The 20,530-nt window shown below is 67.1% G+C and carries 17 protein-coding genes, 2 tRNA genes and 1 pseudogene; 16 read left to right on the forward strand and 4 right to left on the reverse strand.

Features of this window, described 5'->3' with window-relative positions:
- Positions 1-41 precede the first annotated feature (41 nt).
- A complete protein-coding gene (locus ADBZ6K_RS19170) occupies positions 42-1,760 on the reverse strand; it encodes a S53 family peptidase (protein WP_526349574.1) in 1,719 nt (572 codons plus the stop codon).
- Positions 1,761-2,470: 710 nt separating this feature from the next.
- On the opposite strand from ADBZ6K_RS19170, the gene ADBZ6K_RS19175 reads away from it, so the two are divergent.
- Positions 2,471-3,046 (forward strand): hypothetical protein, encoded by a 576-nt coding sequence (locus ADBZ6K_RS19175; RefSeq protein WP_526349576.1) that lies wholly within the window; start codon positions 2,471-2,473, stop codon positions 3,044-3,046.
- A gap of 192 nt (positions 3,047-3,238) precedes the next feature.
- Positions 3,239-4,597 (forward strand): beta strand repeat-containing protein, encoded by a 1,359-nt coding sequence (locus ADBZ6K_RS19180; protein ID WP_526349578.1) that lies wholly within the window; start codon positions 3,239-3,241, stop codon positions 4,595-4,597.
- Between the two features lie 95 nt (positions 4,598-4,692).
- On the opposite strand, the gene ADBZ6K_RS19185 is transcribed toward ADBZ6K_RS19180, so the two are convergent.
- Positions 4,693-4,766: transfer RNA gene (locus tag ADBZ6K_RS19185), tRNA-Gly, on the reverse strand.
- A 125-nt stretch (positions 4,767-4,891) separates the two neighbouring features.
- Between ADBZ6K_RS19185 and ADBZ6K_RS19190 the strand changes: the two genes are divergently transcribed.
- The 5 genes from ADBZ6K_RS19190 (at position 4,892) to clpX (ending at position 9,564) form a co-directional block, all read left to right on the forward strand.
- Positions 4,892-4,965 (forward strand) — tRNA-Pro (locus tag ADBZ6K_RS19190).
- 42 nt (positions 4,966-5,007) lie between these two features.
- A complete protein-coding gene (gene tig, locus ADBZ6K_RS19195; RefSeq protein WP_526349580.1) occupies positions 5,008-6,567 on the forward strand; it encodes a trigger factor in 1,560 nt (519 codons plus the stop codon).
- A 155-nt stretch (positions 6,568-6,722) separates the two neighbouring features.
- Positions 6,723-7,325 (forward strand): ClpP family protease, encoded by a 603-nt coding sequence (locus ADBZ6K_RS19200; RefSeq protein ID WP_526349681.1) that lies wholly within the window; start codon positions 6,723-6,725, stop codon positions 7,323-7,325.
- Positions 7,322-7,957, forward strand: coding sequence for an ATP-dependent CLP protease proteolytic subunit ClpP2 (gene clpP2 / locus ADBZ6K_RS19205; RefSeq protein ID WP_526349582.1), 636 nt, complete (start codon positions 7,322-7,324; stop codon positions 7,955-7,957). The genes ADBZ6K_RS19200 and clpP2 overlap by 4 nt, the downstream gene beginning before the upstream one ends.
- A 326-nt stretch (positions 7,958-8,283) precedes the next feature.
- Positions 8,284-9,564, forward strand: a complete 1,281-nt coding sequence (gene clpX / locus ADBZ6K_RS19210) for an ATP-dependent Clp protease ATP-binding subunit ClpX (protein WP_526349584.1) — start codon at positions 8,284-8,286, stop codon at positions 9,562-9,564.
- 127 nt (positions 9,565-9,691) lie between these two features.
- Here the strand turns inward: clpX and ADBZ6K_RS19215 are convergent, their stop codons facing one another.
- Both ADBZ6K_RS19215 and ADBZ6K_RS19220 read right to left on the reverse strand, forming a co-directional pair.
- Complete coding sequence (locus tag ADBZ6K_RS19215) at positions 9,692-10,096, reverse strand: hypothetical protein (protein ID WP_526349586.1); 405 nt, start codon at positions 10,094-10,096, stop codon at positions 9,692-9,694.
- A gap of 143 nt (positions 10,097-10,239) precedes the next feature.
- Positions 10,240-11,538 (reverse strand): nucleotide disphospho-sugar-binding domain-containing protein, encoded by a 1,299-nt coding sequence (locus tag ADBZ6K_RS19220; RefSeq protein WP_526349588.1) that lies wholly within the window; start codon positions 11,536-11,538, stop codon positions 10,240-10,242.
- A 266-nt stretch (positions 11,539-11,804) separates the two neighbouring features.
- Between ADBZ6K_RS19220 and ADBZ6K_RS19225 the strand changes: the two genes are divergently transcribed.
- From ADBZ6K_RS19225 to ADBZ6K_RS19265, 9 genes and pseudogenes are all read left to right on the forward strand, one after another.
- Positions 11,805-12,191: a EutQ-related cupin domain-containing protein gene (locus tag ADBZ6K_RS19225; protein ID WP_526349591.1), complete on the forward strand. Its 387-nt coding sequence runs from the start codon at positions 11,805-11,807 to the stop codon at positions 12,189-12,191.
- A 7-nt stretch (positions 12,192-12,198) separates the two neighbouring features.
- Positions 12,199-12,729: a dimethylamine monooxygenase subunit DmmA family protein gene (locus ADBZ6K_RS19230; RefSeq protein ID WP_526349593.1), complete on the forward strand. Its 531-nt coding sequence runs from the start codon at positions 12,199-12,201 to the stop codon at positions 12,727-12,729.
- Positions 12,726-13,715, forward strand: coding sequence for a PDR/VanB family oxidoreductase (locus ADBZ6K_RS19235; protein ID WP_526349595.1), 990 nt, complete (start codon positions 12,726-12,728; stop codon positions 13,713-13,715). The genes ADBZ6K_RS19230 and ADBZ6K_RS19235 overlap by 4 nt, the downstream gene beginning before the upstream one ends.
- Positions 13,712-14,704: pseudogene (locus ADBZ6K_RS19240) on the forward strand (heme-dependent oxidative N-demethylase subunit alpha family protein); the annotation flags it as partial. The gene ADBZ6K_RS19235 and the pseudogene ADBZ6K_RS19240, both read left to right, overlap by 4 nt.
- A 179-nt stretch (positions 14,705-14,883) precedes the next feature.
- Positions 14,884-16,230: a type III glutamate--ammonia ligase gene (glnT, locus tag ADBZ6K_RS19245; RefSeq protein ID WP_526349597.1), complete on the forward strand. Its 1,347-nt coding sequence runs from the start codon at positions 14,884-14,886 to the stop codon at positions 16,228-16,230.
- 15 nt (positions 16,231-16,245) lie between these two features.
- Positions 16,246-17,142: a class II glutamine amidotransferase domain-containing protein gene (locus ADBZ6K_RS19250; protein WP_526349599.1), complete on the forward strand. Its 897-nt coding sequence runs from the start codon at positions 16,246-16,248 to the stop codon at positions 17,140-17,142.
- Positions 17,130-17,831: a protein glxC gene (locus tag ADBZ6K_RS19255; protein WP_526349601.1), complete on the forward strand. Its 702-nt coding sequence runs from the start codon at positions 17,130-17,132 to the stop codon at positions 17,829-17,831. The genes ADBZ6K_RS19250 and ADBZ6K_RS19255 overlap by 13 nt, the downstream gene beginning before the upstream one ends.
- Positions 17,831-19,240 (forward strand): FMN-binding glutamate synthase family protein, encoded by a 1,410-nt coding sequence (locus ADBZ6K_RS19260; protein ID WP_526349603.1) that lies wholly within the window; start codon positions 17,831-17,833, stop codon positions 19,238-19,240. The genes ADBZ6K_RS19255 and ADBZ6K_RS19260 overlap by 1 nt, the downstream gene beginning before the upstream one ends.
- A complete protein-coding gene (locus ADBZ6K_RS19265) occupies positions 19,237-20,442 on the forward strand; it encodes an NAD(P)/FAD-dependent oxidoreductase (protein ID WP_526349605.1) in 1,206 nt (401 codons plus the stop codon). The genes ADBZ6K_RS19260 and ADBZ6K_RS19265 overlap by 4 nt, the downstream gene beginning before the upstream one ends.
- Positions 20,443-20,530: the final 88 nt, after the last annotated feature.

Raw genomic sequence — 20,530 nt, forward strand, 5'->3', positions numbered from 1 at the left:
TCCTCCGAACTCGACGGGCAGGTCGTCGGCGTGTCGCGGGGTCATTGCGTCACCCCCTGCAACTCGAGGATGTTGCGCACCAGGTTGTCCACGTTCGGTGTGCCCAGCCCCGTCACGAGGTCGTATCCGGGTCCCGCGACGGAGACCGCGTTCGCGCCCAGCGTGACGTCGTGAAAGCCGGGCCGGGACGCGCTTCCTGCGACGCGGTACAGCACCGAATTGAGTTCCCCCAGCGGCCGTCCGCCGTTGGCCGCCAGATACTGGTTCATCACCGCGGCGATCCCGGCCCACAGCGGGGCGGCCTGCGACGTTCCGCCGCCCACCACCTGATGCTGGTTCAGGAAGATCACCGCACCGGTGAAAATGTCGGCCACCGCGGAGATGTCGGGGGCAAGCCGCCGCGGGGTGGAGTTCGGCGGGAAGATGTCCTGCTGCCACTGCGGGCGGTCGAACAGATTCGACACCCCGCCGCCGCTGCCCTGCGTGAGCGGCGGATCGAACCAGGCCTGCTCGTCGAGCCACTGGTAGTCGGCGTCGGTGGACAGCGTCGTCCCGCCCACGTTGGTCACCTCGGGCAGCGACGCGACCACGTCGAGGCCAACGTCAGCCGGGCTCGGCGGTGCCGACCAGTCTTGCCCCCCTTTGCATTCCAGCCCGGCGAGGTCGCCGCTCGCGTCGAACACCGTCGTCCCGTGGGTATGGGCCCTGGCGATGGCGGCGCGCACGGGTTCCATATCGGCGGCGGTGATCAGCTTGTCGCAGCCCCACCCGATCGACAGCGTCCACACGGCGCCGGGGAACTGCTGATCGACCGACTCCATCAACCGGCCGATCTTCTCGAAGGCGCCGCCGCCCTCGACCGTCGGCCGCGCATTGACCAGGACCTTGCGCGCGTCCGGGGCGATGGCGTGGGCCACCTGCAGGTCCATCGAGGCCTCACCGCTGCGCTGCTCGGGCATTCCGCCGACCACCTCGGGCGTGAACGTCGGCAGGCCGAAAGTCGTGGCGAACAGGTCGAGGTCGGGCTGGTTGAAGCCGTCGAACGCGAAGACCACAATCGTCGTTCCCTTGCCCGTGTAGCCGTCGGCGGTCAGTGGCGCGACGTTGTAGGTGGTGCGCAGCGAGGTTGGGACGAGGCCGGGAAACGGTACGTCCGTCGAGATCGGGGGCAGGGCCGAGCGATGGGGCGTGTAGCTGAGGATCCGGCCCAGCCCGGAGACAGAATCACGCAGCGGGGCCGGCACCTGCGGCTGCTGGGGTGAGGCGTAGAACACCTGCCCCCGGCGGCCGCGGTAGTCGTGGACGGCGACGTCGAGTGCGTCGGCGACGGTGGCGGGCGGACCCTGCAGGATCGCCCAGGTGTCCCCGGCGCGCCACCGGGCCTGCAGCCCACGGTCGGCGGCCCACTCGAGCAGCCGATCCGGGCGCGCCGATCCGCGCAGCGCCGCGGTCAGCTGGACCGTGCGCGCCCTCGACTCGCCCAGATCCGTCGAGGCGCCCAGCAACGACGCGTACGGACCCGTGATCAGCTGGTGCGCCGCGGTGACGGCGGCCGGGCGCAGGTCCGACGTCGCCAGGAGCAGCACCGCCGCAACCACCGCGGCGATCGCGCCGGATGCGGCGGGTCGGCGTCCTGGCCGAGGTTGCGCGTGGTGTGGCACGGGCGGGTGGGAGCCCTTCTCTGGGTCGGGGGCCGACGGCCCGGGCGGAATCGGGTGGGTGCCGCTGATCGTCACCGTCGTTGGATCGCGTCCGGTCATCAGCACCGGCAGGCGGTTGTCGGCAAACGAAACTCTAGTGTGCCGGCGGCCCGCACGCAGCAACATCGAGCGGCCCATCGGTGCCGTATCAAGATCGGATGCTCGCAGGACCTGCCAGGTCGTCGGCGACGTACGGCGAGAACGCGGCGTTCAACTGGTCGGCCGCAGAGGAACAGGTCGACGACATGCATCATCGTGCGTGGTTCAGCGATTCGACGAGGATGACTGACACAGTGTTGCCCGCACATGCGAGGCGAGCCGGTCGCCGTTGAATGCTGTTGCACCACAACGCATTCGTCGTCGCTTCTGCCGTCGACCTGACCTTGGTAGAGCGCTCGGCGGAGGCGGTGCGTCGCTATGGCGGGACCGTGGAATCCATCGGCGACGGGCGGTAGTGCCTCAAGTGGGCCGACGGCGCTGCGAGATCGTTCTGGATCCCGTCGATGACGTCCTCGTCGATGACTCCCGGGCCATCTACAAACTCGACGCCACCGGATGGCTGCTCGGCGACAACTTCGCGTAGTTCCAGCACAAGCGCACCGGACCCGAGTAACCTATTTGCTCCAGACAGAGAAGATTTGCTCTACCTGAGGTTATCGAGCGGCGAGTTGCGGTATAGCCGATGCTACACGGCAAGTTGTCGGGTGTGCGCCGGGGGTGAGTGTGCTTTGCTGAACTGGTCCAGAGTGGGGCGGAGATGGGAAGTGGTCATGACAGTTCGCAGGATCCTGGCCGGCTCGGCGCTGGCCGCTGGACTTGGCGCGGCGGGGATGATCGGTGCGGGCACGGCCAGTGCGGGGCCGGGTATCTCCTACGACGGCGGTCCCGGTGACCCGGTAGGCATCGGCGACAATTCGGCCACCGGCGCGCAGGCCAATGCGTCCAACGACAACCGGGCGTTGGCGATCAGCGTGTTCCGGCCTGCCACGGCTACGGCGGATGGTCAGAACAGGAGTGGGAACACGATGTTCGCACTCGACGGCACGGCAGGGTTCCACGACCAGTACACGAACTCGGTTCCCGACGACCATGACAACGTGGTGGTGGCAATCAACGGCACCGCGACGATGCACGGCGAGTGGACCCGCGTGATCGCCGTAGGCAGCAAGGTTTCGAGCAAACCCATTGCCACCTACCCGGGTGGCGGCCATGACTACGCGTATAGCGGGCCGGTGGCTACCTTTCCCGTTATCGTGCCCAGCTCCGTGGTAGTGGTCTGCGGACAACTGCTCACGGGAAGCGACGACGTCTTCGACGTGTCCGGAAGCATCACCTGCCAGTCGTAGGCGCCCGACGGCCGCTTGCTCCGTGATCTGACGGTGACGGGTCAGCCGAGGTGGCGCTCGGGTCGCGCATTGCCGGATCACTATGTGACGCAACGCAAACCGTGCTGTCACCCTCCAAACACGGACATGCTTCGCGGTGGACTGTTAGCCTCAGCGCGGGACGGGCCATCTCACACGATCTAGGAGGGTCCTATGGCAGGACGGCACTCGAAATCGCAGCGGCGACCGGCGGTGCTGGGCACGGTCGTGGTTGGCGCCGCGCTCGCGCTGACGACGTTCGGATCCTCTGCCACCGCCGCTGCCGACACCGTCGATCGCGGTGACGGCGCGGCTTCGGCGAACGACGACGGTCGCAACAGTGAGGGTGTCTCGTCGGTGAACGACGCCGTGAAAAAGATCGTCTCGGCGATCAGTTCGCCGTCTTCGACCCGATCGAACAGTGCAAACGGCGCGGCCGGAAAGTCCGGAACGTCGCGAGTCGGACCGGTGACGAAGGTATCCAGCAGTCCCACGGTGACCGGCAAGCGGAATGCCCGCCTGGCGCAGGCCGCCGCGGCTCCCGGGGACATCAACCCGCCGTTCAACACCGGCGTCAAGGGCACCGGCAACGTCGACAGCGGCCAGAACTTCGACGGCGGGTCCAATTTCTTCAGCATCGGCAACAACAACACCGCCGTCGCCAACAACCACGGCGCCGGCCCCAACTCCGCCATCCTCGGCAACGACAACGTCCGCTCCGGCAACAACTTCGGCCTGGGCCCCAACAACGTCAGCCTCGGCAGCAGCAACCTGGAATCCGGCAACAACAGCGAGGCCGGGATCATCAGCCTGGTCAGCGCCGGGAACGCCAACGCCTACTCTGGCAACAATTACGGGTCGGCGTTCAATATCGTCACCCTCGGTGACGGCAACGGTGACTCCGAAGAGGGGCCCGCCGCCGGCTCTGGCAACAATTTCGGTAGCGGCCTCAACCTCGCCTTCCTGGGTGACAACAATCTGAATTCGGGTAACAACAGCGTTTACGGTCAACCGCCCTCGCTGTGGGCGAGCAACCACGTCATCGTGGCGAACGACAACACCAATTCGGGTAACAACCTTGTCGGCGGGGTCAACTACGCAGGCCTCTTCGGCGCCGGCAACGATGCCTCGGGAATCAATGGAGGCAACGGGCATAACTTCGTCAGCATCAGCGGCGACGACAACGCCAACGTCGGCAACCAGTGGGGCGATGGCAACACCTTCGCCAACTGGACCACCGACCTGGCCGGCAACCTGTCGGGCATCCAGGGCAGCAACAACACCGACGCGGCCAACAACTACGGCACCGGCGCCAACGTCGCCAACATCTTCGGCAACAACAACAACAAGGTCGGCGAGAATTTCGGCAGCGGTCTCAATTTCGTCACCGTGCTCGGCGACGGCAGCACGAACTCGGGTAACAACACCGGCGGTGGGATCAACCTGGCGATCGTGCCCCCGGGCTCGACCGACGTCGGCAACTGCTCGTCCCACGTGTGCTACACCGTCGGATCGTTCTCGGTCTCGTTCTGAGCCGAACCCCGGCGAGTCGATGCGCGACGGTTGCCGCGGCGAACCCGCCGGCCCGGTCGCACATCTGCGCTAAGGGCGCATCCGCTGGTAGCGCGTGGAGCGGGCGACGGGAATCGAACCCGCGTAGCTAGTTTGGAAGACTAGGGCTCTACCATTGAGCTACGCCCGCATGTGCAGCACCAGCACTGTACCGGCGTGCCGGGAACGAAATCCAATTGATAGCTTCGCGCGGTCAACCCGTAGTATCTCGCGTGGTCAGCAGTGCACACCCGTGCGCTGCCGATCGCGTAGGCGCGGGGTGTAGCGCAGCTTGGTAGCGCATCCGCTTTGGGAGCGGAAGGCCGCAGGTTCAAATCCTGTCACCCCGACCGGAACCACCCACGACAGACAGACATCAAGGAGTAACCGCCGTGAAGAGCACCGTCGAGAAGCTGAGCCCCACCCGGGTCCGCATCAACGTGGAAGTGCCCTTCACCGAACTCGAACCAGACTTCGACCGCGCCTTCAAGGAGCTGGCCAAGCAGGTGCGGCTGCCCGGGTTCCGGCCCGGCAAGGCGCCCCGCAAGCTGCTCGAGGCCCGCATCGGCCGGGGTGCGGTGCTTGAGCAGGTTGTCAACGACGCCCTGCCCAGCCGCTATAGCGAGGCGTTGACCAGCTCGGACGTGCAGCCGCTCGGCCAGCCGGAGATCGAGATCACCAAGCTGGCGGACAACGAGGAGCTGGTGTTCACCGCGGAGGTGGATGTCCGCCCCGAGATCACCCTGCCTGACCTGGCGGCGCTGACCATCACCGTCGACCCGATCGAGGTGACCGAGGAGGACGTCGACGCCGAGTTGCAGTCGCTGCGGGCCCGGTTCGGCACGCTGACCGGTGTCGAGCGCCCGGTTCAGACCGGCGACTTCGTCTCCATCGACCTGTCGGCCACCGTCGACGGTGTGGACGTGCCGGACGCCGCGACCGAGGGCTTGTCCCACGAGGTCGGCTCTGGTCAGCTCATCGAGGGCCTCGACGACGAGATCGTGGGGATGTCGGAGGGGGAGACCAAGACCTTCACCACCGCGCTGGCCGCCGGCGAGCAGGCCGCGCAGGACGCCGAGGTGACCGTCACGGTCAAGTCGGTGAAGGTGCGCGAGCTGCCCGAGCCCGACGACGAATTCGCCCAGCTGGCCAGTGAGTTCGACACCATCGATGAGCTGAAGGAGAGCCTCACCGACCAGGTGCGCAGGGTCAAGCGGGTCGAACAGGCCGAACAGATCCGCGACAAGGCGCTGGAGGCGCTTCTCGAGCAGACCGAGGTTCCGCTGCCCGAGAAGATCGTGCAGGCCCAGGTCGACGATGCCCTGCACAACGCCATCCATGGCTTTGACCACGACGAGGACCAGTTCGCCGATTCGCTGGCCGAGCAGGGCAGCAGCCGCGAAGAGTTCGACGCCGACAACCGGGCCAACGCGGAGAAGGCGGTCAAGACGCAGCTGCTGATGGACGCGGTCGCCGATCAGCTCGGCGTCCAGGTCGGACAGAACGACCTGACGGAGCGGCTGGTGCTGATGTCGCGGCAGTACGGCATCGAGCCCCAGCAGCTGTTGCAGCTGCTTCAGCAGAACAACCAGCTCCCGGCGATGTTCGCGGACCTTCGGCGCGGGCTCACCATCGCCGCGGTGGTGCATGGCGCGACGGTCACCGACACCGCCGGTGAGGTCGTCGACACCACCGAATTCTTCGGCCCGTCGACCCCGGAGGGTGAAGCGGCCACCGAGTGGGCCACCGAGTCGGCCGAGGCTGAGGACGCCACCGAGCACGCCGCCGAGGATGCCGGGGACACCGACACCGCTGGTGACGAGGCCGTCGACGCGGTTGCCGAGGTCGAGGCGGCGGCCGATGAGGTCGAGGCGGCGGCCGATGAGGTCGAGGCAGCCGCGGACGAGGTCGCCGCGACCGGATCCGACGCGGAGCCCGACACCTCGAAGTGACGCATTCCGCCGGTGCGGGCATCAAGCCCACAGCGAACGTGCGCTGGTCGGGGAGTGCGCGTCGCAGCGGGTTGGTTAATGTCTGTTAGAGATGGGCGCCTCGCACCTCCGGCGGCCCTCGACCCATAGAAAGCAGGTATCCAGTCGTGACTCACATGCGTGGCGCCGCGCAGGGGCTGAACCTTATCGACTCGGTCTACGAGCGGCTGCTCGCGGAGCGCATCATCTTCCTCGGGTCCCAGGTGGACGACGACATCGCCAACCGGCTGTGCGCGCAGATTCTGCTGCTTTCCGCCGAGGACCCGACCAAGGACATCCATCTCTACATCAACTCGCCCGGCGGATCGATCAGCGCGGGCATGGCGATCTACGACACGATGGTGCTGGCGCCCTGCGACGTCGCCACCTATGCGATGGGCATGGCCGCCTCGATGGGTGAGTTCCTGCTGGCCGCGGGCACCAAGGGCAAGCGCTACGCGCTGCCGCACGCCCGGATCCTGATGCACCAGCCGCTCGGTGGGATCACCGGCGGGGCCGCGGACATCGCGATCCAGGCCGAGCAGTTCGCCGTCATCAAGAAGGAGATGTTCCGGCTCAACGCGGAATTCACCGGCCAGACCATCGAGCGCATCGAGGCCGACTCGGACCGCGACCGCTGGTTCACCGCTCCGGAAGCCCTTGAATACGGCTTCGTCGACTACATCATCACCAGCGCCAACCTCAACGGCACCGGACCGGGAGCAGGACTAGACAAATGAACCACGAGCTTCAGCCGCAGGCCCGCTACATCCTCCCGTCGTTCATCGAGCATTCCAGCTTCGGCGTCAAGGAGTCCAACCCGTACAACAAGCTGTTCGAGGAACGCATCATCTTCCTCGGCGTGCAGGTTGACGATGCCTCGGCCAACGACATCATGGCTCAGCTGCTGGTGCTGGAATCGCTGGATCCCGACCGCGACATCACCATGTACATCAATTCGCCGGGCGGCTCGTTCACGTCGCTGATGGCGATCTACGACACCATGCAGTACGTGCGCGCCGACATCCAGACGGTGTGCCTCGGCCAGGCCGCGTCGGCCGCCGCGGTGCTGCTGGCCGCCGGCACACCCGGTAAGCGGCTGGCGCTGCCGAACGCACGCGTCCTGATCCACCAGCCCTCCCTCGGCGGTGTCATCCAGGGGCAGTTCTCCGATCTGGAGATCCAGGCCGCCGAAATCGAGCGGATGCGCACGCTGATGGAGACCACGCTGGCGCGCCACACGGGTAAGGATGCCGCGGTGATCCGCAAGGACACCGACCGGGACAAGATCCTCACCGCCGACCAGGCCAAGGAATACGGGATCATCGACACCGTCCTGGCGTACCGGAAGCTTTCGGCTCAGAGCGTCTGAGCGCTCATGATCGGTCCAGGTCCGGCGTAGCCGTTCGCGCCGGACCTCGTCGCCGTTCGGCCGGTATCGTTGTATGCGACTTACGCCGCGGCACCCCTCTCGTTCCGGTCACGGCGACGACACGCCAGGGACACGGTGGCGCGTAGCGGGGGTTCGCAGGGTGTGTCAGGCGTTATGTTCTGCGAACACAGTTAAATACCAACGACGCGATTCGGCTTTATCGGTCGCACCGCGCCGGATGTTACGGGTAGCGTCGGGTCTACACACGACGTGACCCGGGCCACCCGATTCACAGCGACTGCGAACAGGAAGTAGGACCCCACCCCATGGCGCGCATTGGAGACGGCGGTGACCTGCTGAAGTGCTCGTTCTGCGGCAAGAGTCAGAAACAGGTCAAGAAACTCATCGCGGGTCCCGGCGTATACATCTGCGACGAGTGCATCGACCTCTGCAACGAGATCATCGAAGAAGAGTTGGCCGACGCCGACGACGTCAAGCTCGATGAGCTTCCCAAGCCCGCCGAGATCCGGGACTTCCTCGAGAGCTACGTCATCGGTCAGGACACCGCCAAGCGGACGCTCGCCGTCGCGGTGTACAACCACTACAAGCGAATTCAGGCCGGCGAGAAGAGCCGCGACTCACGCTCCGAGCCCGTCGAACTGACCAAGTCCAACATCCTGATGCTCGGCCCCACCGGCTGCGGCAAGACCTATCTGGCGCAGACCCTGGCCAAGATGCTCAACGTCCCGTTCGCGATCGCGGACGCGACGGCGCTGACCGAGGCAGGCTACGTCGGTGAGGATGTCGAGAACATTCTGCTCAAGCTGATCCAGGCCGCCGACTACGACGTCAAGCGCGCCGAGACGGGCATCATCTACATCGACGAGGTCGACAAGATCGCCCGCAAGAGCGAGAACCCGTCGATCACCCGCGATGTCTCCGGTGAAGGTGTACAGCAGGCCCTGCTGAAAATCCTGGAGGGCACCCAGGCTTCGGTCCCGCCACAGGGCGGGCGTAAGCACCCCCATCAGGAATTCATCCAGATCGACACCACCAACGTGTTGTTCATCGTCGCCGGTGCGTTCGCCGGGTTGGAGAAGATCGTCTCCGATCGGGTCGGCAAGCGCGGCTTGGGCTTCGGCGCCGAGGTGCGCTCCAAGGCCGAGATCGACACCCAGGATCACTTCGCCGAGGTCATGCCGGAGGATCTGATCAAGTTCGGGTTGATCCCCGAGTTCATCGGGCGCCTGCCCGTCGTCGCGTCGGTGACCAATCTCGACAAGGAATCGCTGGTGCAGATCCTGTCGAAGCCGAAGAACGCTCTGGTCAAGCAGTACACCCGGCTGTTCGAGATGGACGGCGTCGAGTTGGAGTTCACCGACGACGCGCTGGAGGCCATCGCGGATCAGGCCATCCACCGCGGCACCGGCGCTCGCGGGCTGCGCGCCATCATGGAGGAAGTGCTGCTTCCGGTCATGTACGACATCCCCAGTCGTGACGACGTCGCCAAGGTTGTCGTGACCAAGGAGACCGTGCAGGACAACGTTCTGCCGACGATCGTGCCGCGTAAGCCGACGCGCAACGAGCGTCGCGATAAGACTGCTTAGTCGCGACGGAAGACCTCAACGACATATAGACCCCGAAGACCTCGCGATTGCTATTGGTGATGGCGGTGCCGACCCCTCACCGGCACTGCCATCACCATGTGCATGCACAGCGCTGCCGGGTGGGTGATCACGCCACCACAATCCCCGAGTCGATCCCCGAGTCGATCCCCGTGTCGTGCACGTCCGACACGAACAGCACACCGGGCGCTTCGGTGTACTGCGCCGTGTCGATGACCGCGAACTGGACGGCCCGCGATTCGGACGTAATGGCCTGGTGCAACACCGTCTCGATAAGGGCCGCGTAGGCCCGCTCGTCGACGCTGTGCCCCGGCGCGGCCAGGGTCCTGCGGTCGGCCGTGGTCAGGCCGTAGTGCACCTCGCGCCACCTGGTCCAACCAGCCGTATTCCGTTCCCGCCACACGAGGCGGGCGGGCCGGTCGACGGAATCGTGGCGCAGCATCCCGCTCAGTGAGCTGAGCAGGCACCAGGTCAAGAACACCCCGACCGCGATGAACTGCAGTTCACTGACCACTCCACCACGCTCCCGCAGTGGGCGATGATGCGCGTGAGTAGTGCACTACCTGTCTTTTGCCCAGGTCTACCCGGTTGGGTCCGCCGAGGGTCACCGACCACCGGCCGACGTAGAGATGGATATCCCAGCCACGCGCCATCGCGTCACACCCGTTCCTCACCGGAGATCAGTTCGTCGATCAGCGCAGCGGTCTCCGCCACGCCGTCGCGCCGGGCGAACGCCACCTCCAATGCGCGTGCCCGTCGCAGGTACCGGTCGTGTCCCAACACGGTGCGCACCGCCGAGCGCACCGCCGCGGGCGTCGGACTCCCGGTGCGCAGATCGACGCCCGCGCCGCTCCACGCGACCCGCGCCGCCACCTCTGGTTTGTCCTCGGTGTCGCCGGCGACCACCAGCGGAACCCCGCTGGCGAGCGCACGCTGCACGGCGCCGTAGCCGCCGTTGGTCACCATCACATTCACCTTCGGCAGCAACCGGTCGTGCGGGATGTATTCGGCCACATAGGTGTTGGCGGGGATCCTGCCCTTGATCGAGGTGATGTCGCGTCCACCGGTGGTGGCCACGACGACGACGTCCTCGCCGCCGAGCGCTTCGATGGTGGGCTCCAGCAGCCGGCCCAGGTCCTGGTTGTCCACGGTTCCCTGGGTGACGTGGACGACGGGGCGGTCGCCGTCGAGTTCGGACCACCACGGCGGTGGCAGGAAGTCCTGCGCGGGGGCGGGATGAACCGCGCCGACGAAGCGTATGCACGAGGGAAGGTCGCTGCGGGGGTACTCGAATTCGGGCACGGTCGGTGAGATGTAGTGATCGGCGAGCAGTCCGGAATCCAGGACGAATAGCGGCAACCGGCGCTCGTCGAGGAGGTCGAGCTGCTGGTTGGCGGCGCGGTGGGATCCGCGCAGAAGCACCTTGTGGGTCAGCAGGTTCAACACCCCGTTGCGGATCCGTCCGGCGGGGGTCGCTGACGGCGGCAGCCCCAACCCGGGGGGTGCGGTGTCGCGGCTGGTGATCAGCAGCGGCATCGTGCTGTACGCCAGCATCGGGGGCCGGGCGGCGCGGTCACCCAGCAGAAGGGGAAGGATTCCGAAGAACGTGGTGTCGAAGACGACGGCGTCGAAACGCTGCGCCGACATCACCTTCGCCAACGCGCCAGCCTGATCGGCCATCGGCCTGACGAATACCCGGGTCACGTCGAAGTCGATCCGTCTGACCCCCGAGGTCTGCTCCCGGCCGGGCAGGTCGAGATTGAGCCGGGTCTCGTCGATATCCGCGCCGGCAGGCAGCGGGTACGGGTGCGCGCCGACCTCGCGGATTCTGTCGCCGTGTCTCGCAGAGGTCAGGAAGCTCACCCGGTCGCCGCGGTCGACGAGGCCTCGCGCGACGTTGAGCAGGGGTCCGACGTGGCCGATCGGCGGCGTCGAGGCAATCAGAATTTCGGCCATCGCACTTTTCCTCCCACAGATGGTTTCTCGTGGTTTCTCGATCACTGATCGTCGGCGAACCAGGCATTGGCGAGCTTGGAGGTTGGGTGGAGAACCGATGGAGATTGCAGGTAGGGCGCCTTTCGCGGGTCGTCGGAGTATCCGATGGCTACTGGTGGTAGACCAAATTTCTCGAACATAAACACACATGTCACAAACCCGAAACGCACCGCAGGTTTCATAACAGATGACATAGTTTCTTGCTAAGAATCAACGGAGAGGGTCCAGTGACCGTCGACAACAGCCAAGCCCTGGTCGAGTTCCGCGTAACCGCCGACGCCTGGAAGGAACTGCCCAGGATGGCGGAAAGCCAGTACCCGGGGACGAAGGGATTCATCGGCGACGTCTACGAGAACCCCGATGGCAGCGCGATGTGCAGCGGCTACTTCGAACTGCGTCACACCGACGCCCCGCTGTACTACGAGTACGAGTACGACGAGATGAAGACCGTGCTCGAGGGTGAGTTCCTGCTGGAGAACAAGGAAACCGGCTACAAGCAGATCGCCAGGGCCAAGGACGCCATCTTCTTCCCGAAGGGCTCCAAGATCTACTTCTCCACACCGAGCTACGCGCAGGCCTTCTACACCGGCCACCGCAACGCCGACCTGCTCTGACCGCCCGATGGCGCAGATCGACTACTCGAGCATTCCGGCGTGGGCCCGCCCCTCGGCGCAGCCCGCCGCCGGACCGCTCGGCAGCGGAGGCACGTCCTACCTTCTCGTCGGGGCCGGACCGCACGCAATCCCCGTCCTCGACGGCTGGGAACGTGAACTCGGGGCCGAGGCAACCGTACGACGCGAACACGCCGACACCGTGGCGCAGGCCCAGTCCTTGTTGCGTGCGGCGCTTTCCACCGCGACGGTCGGGGTGCGGGTGTGCCTCACCGGGCCTGCAGGCGCATGCCTGGTGCTGCGCGGGGTCGCCGCCGCGGCGGGCCTCGAGGACGACGAAGTGTTCGTCACCCCCGCAGGCCCGGGTCCCGTCGACGTGTTCTGCGCGCACTGCGGCGGCGTGACGCCGGTGCACGCTCAGGTCGACGACGTCGTCGCGTGCGCCGGGTGCCACCGAGATCTCCTTGTCTATCACCATGTTTCGCGACTGACCGGCCAGTACCTCGGGTTCATGGTCGACGCAGAGGACCCAGTCTCATGATCGCTGTCACGACAGCGTCCGGCAGCGCACCCCACACCGGAGCCAACAGCACCTCGGAGCTGGTCGTGACCGGTATCGCCGAGCACGCGCCCGGCATCAAGGCCTTCACGCTGGCCACCGCCGATGGCGCCGCATTGCCAGGCTTCATCGCGGGCAGCCACCTTGTGGTCCGTGCGGGACGGCACACCAACGCCTACAGCCTGACCTCCGACGGCTTCGCGCCCACCGAGTACACCATCTCGGTGCTGCGCGTGGCCGACGGCAGGGGCGGCTCGCGGTGGATGCACGACAACGTCGCGGTGGGGGACACCCTGGCGGTGCACCCGCCGCGCAGCGCCTTCGCGCCCCTCCCGCGGGCGGGTAAACACCTGCTCATCGCAGGCGGAATAGGCGTCACACCCATCGTGTCGCACCTGCGGGCGGCACGGCGGTGGGGCCGAGAGGTCCAGGTGCTGTACGCGTTTCGCGACGGATATGCCGCCCACGTCCAAGACGTGCGCGATCTGGCCGGGGCCGGCGCCGAGCTGTTCACCGACCGCCGGGCGTTCACCGCCCGACTCGCTGCGGTGCTGGCCGGGCAGCCCATCGGCACCCACCTCTACGTGTGCGGTCCGGCAGCGATGATCGACGCCGTTGTGGCCGCGGCGACCGAACGGGGTTGGCCCGCCTCACGGATGCACACCGAGCGGTTCGGCGCCGACGCGCTGGACGGCGGAGACCCGTTCACCGTCGAGCTGACCGAGACGGGTCTGTCCCTAGATGTGCCATGCGGCACAAGCCTTCTGGAAGCCCTTGAGGACAGCGGCATCGACGTGCCGAATCTGTGCAGGCAGGGGGTGTGCGGTGAATGCCGCATCCCAGTGTGCGGTGGCACACCGGTGCACCGCGATCTCTACCTGAGCGACGACGAGAAGGCCGCCGGCGACTCGCTCATGCCCTGCGTTTCCCGTGCCGAGAAAGGAACCACGTTGGAGGTACCGCTGTGACCGGCGCAACGGTCGATCCGTCACTGCTGGAACGGTTTCCGTTCCCTTTCGTCGACGACCGATACCGCTACAGCACGAACGTCGAACCCGCGGGCCACGGTGTGCAGACCGCCGCGGGGCTCTGGGGCGATACCGTCGTCGACGTGGACTCGGAGTACCGCCGCGAGCTCGCCGAACGGAAGGGCGTGCTCGCGGACGACCCGAGCAGGCACGCCGTGCTTCCGCACATGCGTCAGGCCGCTTGGGATGCGATGTTCACCCTGATGCGCGAATTGGCCACCGCCTACCCGGATTCGATGCGGCTGACGGTGCGCGCCGACGGGTCGTGGCGCTGGGAGAACGACGTCCTGGACGTCACCCAGAACTTCGTCTACGGCGACGACACCACGTTGCCCGCCGAACCGCTCGGCTACATTTGCGGCCAGGTGCAGGAGGACGTGGTGCTGCTCGACCAGCGCAACGAGCAGATGTTCGCCGATGCGGGGGTGGTGACCTTCGCCGCGGACTGGAGTTTCGGATTCGACGTGGGCATGAGCTTTCTGGAGATCCACGGCCCGGTGCCGCGGGTTCGCAGGGAGGGCGTCATCACCAGGGCGCACGAGTTCATCAAGCGTCTGCAGCCCCACGCGCCGTACCGGCGGACCAACTGGACGATGACGATCGGGCGCCGCCTGGACGTGTCGACCGAGCGCTACCCCGAGTGGGGACCCGACCGCGAGATGATCCAGCACGTCGACGACGAGACCTTCGGCCGCCTGGTGCATCTGCGCGTGGAGGTCCAGCACCTCATCCGGCTCGCCGACTCCGGTGCGGTGATGTTCCTCATCCGCACGTACATGCTCCCGCTGGATCAGGTCGTCACAGTGGAGCCGTGGCGCCGCCGCACGGCCGAGGTGCTCGCCGAACTGCCGAGCGATATCGCCGACTACAAGGGCATCATCAAGTACCGTGACCGCGCCGCCGCGTGGCTCGACGCCAGGAAACCGTCAGAAAGCGTAGTGGCGCAGGATGATTCGGCGGTAGCCCGATGAGCGTTCGACGCCGCGCATCGAGATGGAACATTTCGTGCGGCTGCCGATGACCGGCGCGGCGACGTTAGCACTGTCTACCATTGGTGGACTGTGATTCTCTATAGTAAACTACCCGCAAGCGACTTATGGGAGACCTCATGACCGACACGCACGACCTGGCCGCCCTCTGTGCCGCCTCGGGGACGAAGTTCATCCTCGCCCTGTTCGTCGACCTGCGCGGCAAGCCCTGCGCCAAGCTGGTGCCTGTCCAGGCCGTCGACGAACTCGCCACCGCGGGCGTCGGTTTCGCCGGCTACGCCGTCGGTGCGATGGGGCAGGAGCCCAAGGATCCCGACCTGATGGCCATCCCGGATCCCCGGTCGTTCATGCCGGTCCCGTTCATCAAAGTGGGTTTGGCGATCGTGCACTGCGACCCCCACGTCGAGGGCAAGCCGTGGCCGTTCGCGCCGCGCAACATCCTGCGCGCACTGATCCAGAGTGCCGCCGACGCCGGCTTCGAGCCGTGGGTGGGTGCCGAGGTCGAGTACTTCCTGCTGAAGAAGGCCGCCGACGGATCCCTGGTCACCGCCGACGAGCACGACAGCTCGGCACAGCCCTGCTACGACGTGCGCGGCCTGACCCGCATGTACGACCACCTCAGCGCGGTGTCGACGGCGATGAACCAGCTCGGCTGGAAGAACTACGCCAACGACCACGAGGACGGCAACGGCCAGTTCGAGCAGAACTTCGAATACGCCGACGCACTGACCACCGCCGACCGTGTCGTGACGCTGCGCTACCTGCTCTCGACGATCGCCGCCGAACGCGGCATGGTGGCCACGTTCATGCCCAAGCCGTTCGCCACGCGCACGGGATCGGGTCTGCACCTTCACATGTCGCTGACCGCGGGCGGGGCGCCGGTGTTCCCCGGGGATGCGGCCGAGGACACCCGCGGGCTCGGGCTGTCGCCGACGGCCTACGGCTTCGTCGGCGGCGTGCTGGAGCACGCCTGCGCTTTGCAAGCGGTGGTGGCGCCGACGGTCAACTCCTACAAGCGAACCGGTGCGACGGCGACCACCTCGGGCGCGTCGTGGGCGCCGCGGCGCCCGACCTACGGTGGCAACGACCGAACCCACTACGTGCGGGTGCCCGACGCCCAGCGGGTCGAATTGCGTGGCGGCGACGGGTCGGCCAATCCATATCTCGCCATCGCGGCCGCGCTCGGTGCGGGGCTGGACGGGATCAAGCGCAGCCTTGATCCCGGCGACCTCGGCGGCTGTCCGAGCCACATCGACGCCCTGCCGCTGACGCTGCTGCACGCCGTGGAGTCGCTGGAGGCCGACACCGTCGTGACCGCCGCCCTCGACGCGGCGCTGCCCGCCGACTGGCCGGCCGAGCAGAAGAAGGTCTCCGAGTATTTCGCCGGGCTCAAGCGCGCGGAGTTCTTCGCGTGGCATTCCGAGGTCTCCCCGTGGGAGATCGACCAGTATCTGACCGCTTTCTAGGGAGATTGGATCAGCATGTGCGGCATCGTGGGGTTGCACCTCCGCAACCCGGAACTCTATCCGCGGCTGGGTGAACTGCTCAGCGGGATGCTCTGCGAAATGCAAGACCGCGGCGCCGATTCCGCGGGTGTGGCCGTCTACGGCAACCCGGCCTGGTCGCCCGCCGGTCATGCCTGCGTATCGCTGCTGGAGCTCGACGTCCCCGCCGACGACGCGGCGTCGGCGGTGACCGCCGCCCTCGGCGAGTCGGTGGCGGCCCAGATCCTGGACGAGACGGTGCTTCTCACCGCTCCGGTGACCTCGGTGGCGCTGCTGGCGGCCGCGAGGTCGGCCTACCCGGAGGCGCTCGTCGCGGGGTTCGGCACGGATCTGGCGGTGCTCAAGGGCGTCGGCAGCCCCAGGGCGTTGTCAGCGGGATGGAACTTGGCGAGCGCGACGGGCTGGCAGGGCGTCGGCCACACTCGGATGGCCACCGAATCGGCCGTCACGCCGTCCGGGGCGCACCCCTACGCGGTGGGGCCGGAACAGTGCCTGGTGCACAACGGCTCGTTCGCCAACCACGCCACGATCCGGCGCGAATTACGCGCCGCGGGTGTGGAATTCGACAGCGAGAACGACACCGAGGTGGGGGCGCGGTTCGTCGCGCACCGGCTGGCCAACGGTCACGACATCGAGACCGCCCTGAAGGAGGTGTGCGCGACCTTCGACGGGTTCTACACCCTGCTGGTGTCCAACCGCGACTCCTTCGCCGTGGTCCGCGACGCCATCGCCTGCAAGCCGGCGGTGATCGCTGAAACTGACGATTGGGTGGCCATGGCCAGCGAGTATCGCGCGCTGGCCCACCTGCCGGGCGTCGCCGACGCACGAATCTGGGAACCCGAGCCCGAGGTGGTTTACGCATGGACGAGATGACAGCCCCGACACTCACGACGACGTTCGACCTGGCGCAGACACCACTGCGCGAGGTGAACGCGGCACTGCACGGCGACATCACCGGCGAGGTCGTCGTCGAGCACCCCGCGGGTTCGCACAACGTCGCGGTCGGGATCAACGCCCCGATCAAGGTGACGGTGGAAGGACACGTCGGCTACTACGCGGCGGGGATGAACCAGCAGGCCGAGATCACCATCAACGGCAACGCGGGCACCGGGGTCGCCGAGAACATGATGAGCGGCACCGTCGTCGTCAAGGGCAACGCCTCACAGTCCGCGGGCGCCACCGCCCACGGCGGTCTGCTCGTCGTCGAGGGCAATGCCGCTGCGCGGTGCGGCATCTCGATGAAGGGCGTTGACATCGTGATCGGCGGCAACGTCGGCCACAATAGCGCGTTCATGGCCCAGGCGGGCCGGCTGGTGATCCGCGGCGACGCCGGCGACGGACTCGGCGACTCGATCTACGAGACCAGGATCTACGTCCGCGGCGCCGTCGGCTCGCTTGGCGCCGACTGCGTCGCCAAGCCGATGCGTGCCGAACACCTCGAGGAACTGGCCGGGCTGCTCAAGGCAGCCGGCTTCAACGACGACGACCCCGCGTCCTACACCCGCTACGGGTCGGCGCGCTCGCTCTACCACTTCCACGTCGACAACACGGACAGCTACTGATGGCCTATAGCAACGACGACCGCGCCCGCCTCGGCCTGCGCGAGTCGGCCACCTTCGACCGCACCACGATCGCCGCGATCCGGCGCGCCGCCGACACCGGCATCTACGACATCCGTGGCGGCGGCGCCAAGCGGTCACTTCCGCATTTTGATGACCTGCTGTTCCTGGGTGCCTCGATGTCGCGGTATCCGCTGGAGGGTTACCGCGAGCGCTGCGGGACCGATGTCGTGCTCGGCGGGCGCAACGCCAAATACCCACTGCGGCTGGATATCCCGGTCACCATTGCGGGGATGAGCTTCGGCGCGCTGTCCGGCCCGGCCAAGGAGGCCCTGGGCCGCGGCGCATCGGAGGCGGGTACGTCGACCACCACCGGTGACGGTGGTATGACTCCCGAGGAGCGCGGCCAGTCCAAGAACCTGGTCTACCAGTACCTGCCGTCGCGCTACGGCATGAACCCCGACGACCTGCGCCGCGCCGACGCGATCGAGGTGGTGCTCGGCCAGGGCGCCAAGCCCGGCGGCGGCGGAATGCTGCTGGGGCAGAAGATTTCCGAGCGGGTCGCCGGGATGCGGACCCTGCCGGAGGGTATCGACCAGCGCAGCGCGTGCAGGCACCCCGACTGGACCGGACCCGACGACCTCACCATCAAGATCAACGAGCTGCGTGAGATCACCGACTGGGAGAAGCCGATCTACGTCAAGGTGGGCGCCAGCCGCACCTACTACGACGTCAAGCTGGCGGTGCACGCCGGGGCCGACGTGGTCGTCGTCGACGGAATGCAGGGCGGCACCGCCGCCACCCAGGAGGTGTTCATCGAACACGTCGGCATCCCGACCCTGGCAGCCATCCCGCAGGCCGTGCAGGCGCTGCAGGAGCTTGGCGTGCACCGCGGCGGGGCGAGCGGAGCGACGGGAAATAGCGGCGGGGCGAGCGGAGCGACGGGAAATAGGACAGGCGAGAAGGGTGTGCAGCTGATCGTGTCCGGCGGCATCCGCAATGGTGCCGACGTGGCCAAGGCGATGGCGCTGGGCGCCGATGCGGTTGCCATCGGTACCGCGGCGATGATCGCGCTGGGCGACAACGACCCCCGCTTCAACGCCGAATACGAGAAGATCGGCAGTGCAGCGGGTTTCTACGACGACTACCAGGACGGCCGCGATCCGGTGGGCATCAGCACGCAGGATCCCGAGCTCGCGGCCCGGTTTGACCCTGTCATGGGTGGACGCCGGCTGGCGAACTTCCTGCGGGTGATGACGATGGAGGCCCAGACCATCGCCCGCGCGTGTGGTAAGGCGCATCTGCAGCATCTGGAACCCGAAGACCTGGTGGCGATCTCGATCGAGGCCGCCGCGATGGCGCGGGTGCCGCTGGCGGGCACCGCATGGATCCCGGGGGTCGGGGGATTGTGACTAGCGGCAACGAAACCGCGTCGGTCGTTATCATCGGCGGCGGCCTGGAAGGCGCCGCGGCGGCGTGGGCGCTGAGCCAGCGCGGTATCACCGATGTCGTTGTGGTGGAACGCGATACCGTCGGCGGGGGGATGACAGGAAAGTCGTCGGGCATCATCCGCTGCCACTACGGGGTCAGCTCGCTGGCCGCGATGGCCGCCGCCGGTCTCGAGTTCTTCGAGAAGGCGCCGGAGATCCTGGGCGACGCCACCGTCGACATCGGATTCCGCCAGACGGGCTACGTCGTGGGCGTCGCCGAGCCCAACGTAGAGAACATGCGCAAGAGCCTGGACGCCCAGCGGGCGGTCGGCGTGCAGACCCAGGAGATCGACCGCGACGAGGTGGCCAAGATGTGGCCCGCCGCCGACCTTGAGCCGTTCGCCGCGTTCGGCTGGGAGGAGCGCGGCGGGTACGGCGACGCCTACCAGACCGCACAGGCGTTCGCGGTTGCCGCCCGCACCGCGGGTGTGCGAATCCGCCAGGGCACCACCGTGTCCGGGCTGCTGCTCGACGGCGAGAAGGTCACCGGTGTGCAACTTGCCGGCGACGGCACCATCTCGGCGGACACCGTCGTGGCCGCCACCGGGGTGTGGACGCGCCCGCTGCTGTCGGCCTACGGGATCGACGTCCCGATCGAGGTGCACCGCGAGCAGATCGTCATGATCGATCCCGGCGTGGAACTCGGTCCGGTGCCGGTGTTCTCCGATCTGGTGTCGCTGCAGTACATCCGGCCCGACGTGCGCGGGGAGATCCTGTTCGGCAACAGCGATCTGGCCGAGCTGGAGATCGCCGACCCCGACCGCTACCTCAACCGCGCCGACGACGCCTTCCTTGAGCTGACCGCCGACAAAGTGGGCACCCGCTTCCCCGCCTTCTCCGAGGCCGGGATCAGCAGCAGCTACGCGGGCTGCTACGACGTGACCCCCGACTGGAATCCCGTCATCTCCGAAACCCAGCTCGACGGCCTGATCGTGGCCGCCGGATTCAGCGGCCACGGCTTCAAGATCGCGCCCGCGGTGGGCAAACTGGTCGCCGACCTGGTGGTCGACGGGCGCAGCAGCGACCCCCGGATTCCCGAAACCGACTTCCGGCTGTCACGCTTCGCCGAAGGCGACCTGCTCAAGACGCCGTACCCGTACGTCGGGGCCGGCGAGATGCGCTGACCCGCTCGGCTCGGCGCAAAAGCCAAGAAAGGCATCACTTTTCATGCAGCAGTCACGGCCGTCGGCGCGCTGGCCAAGGGTGCCCCGG

Source organism: Mycobacterium sp., from assembly GCF_044223235.1.
In the GTDB taxonomy this organism is placed as follows: domain Bacteria; phylum Actinomycetota; class Actinomycetes; order Mycobacteriales; family Mycobacteriaceae; genus Mycobacterium.